Annotated in this window: 1 protein-coding gene; it reads right to left on the bottom strand. The window is 33.1% G+C overall.

What is annotated here, in order from left to right; all coding sequences use genetic code 11:
* On the bottom strand, positions 1 to 880 hold an 880-nt coding region (locus XO10_RS10470), incomplete at its 3' end, for a flagellar motor protein MotB (RefSeq protein ID WP_014296329.1).
* Between the last annotated feature and the right edge of the window lie 173 nt (positions 881 to 1,053).

Below are 1,053 nucleotides of genomic sequence, written 5' to 3'. Positions count from 1 at the left end.
ATCTCAAGCGCTGTCTTAAAATCAATAAATCAATTCTTCTGTATAGATGTCTTAGTCTATCAAGATCATTTTTGTATTTTTCATCTAATTCTTTTTCTTTTGTTTTCAAGGTTGCAATATCTATTATACCTTTTTCAAATTCCTCTTTTAATTTCATCTTTTCTGCTTCGGTGTTTGATTTTAATTTTTGTATATCTTTTAATATGTCTTTATCTCCTTCTGAGATTGGATAGAATCTTTCAGGATTATAGTAATAATCAGGATCAAATTTCCCGGCTTTTACTTCTGCCAATCTTTCAAGTGTTCTTTTCTTTTTCATTTCTTCTGTAAAGAATTTTGCCACACTTGCTGCACGCGCGGCTCCTAAATGCCAGTTTGATGGATATATTAATTGTTCTTTTGGCGGTCTGTCATCTGTAAATCCATATATTTCTATTGCATTGTTTGAATGTTCTATTAGAATTATACCCAATTTATATAACAACTCTTTTGCATCTTTGGTTAATTGAGCGCTACCAGGCTCGAAAAATGCCATGTCCTGCATTTTTATTATTGTTCCTTTGTCATTTTCTTCTATTGTTATTCTTCCTTTATACTTTGGATTGTCCTGTAGTCTGAAAAGTTCAACTCTAATTCCAGGATTTGATGTAATTAAGCTTTCTTCTGATAGACTTTTTCCACCCGTCAAAACACTTGGTGGCGTTCCGCTAAAGGGACTTCTAAAACTTACTGCTGCCTGCTGGAATTTACCGGGTGAAATTGTTGCCATGGAGAACAACATAACAAAGAATGTCATAAGCAACGAATTTAAATCACTGAATGTTGCCAGCCAACCAGGTGGTGGTGGTGGCCCTTCATCTTTTTTACATTTATCTGCCATTTATATCACCCTTCTTTTTCTGATTCATATTTTTTCTTTTCATCAGGGCTTAAAAATGCTTTTAGTTTTTCTTCCATTAATCTTGGGTTTTCACCTGAAACTATTGATAATATTCCTTCAGTTATCATCCTTAAAAGATTTACCTGTATTGATGTTCTTCTTCCTATTTTTTC

The organism is Marinitoga sp. 1135 (genome assembly GCF_013363245.1).
Classification (GTDB): domain Bacteria; phylum Thermotogota; class Thermotogae; order Petrotogales; family Petrotogaceae; genus Marinitoga; species Marinitoga piezophila.
This window is presented reverse-complemented; position numbering and strand designations above follow the sequence as displayed.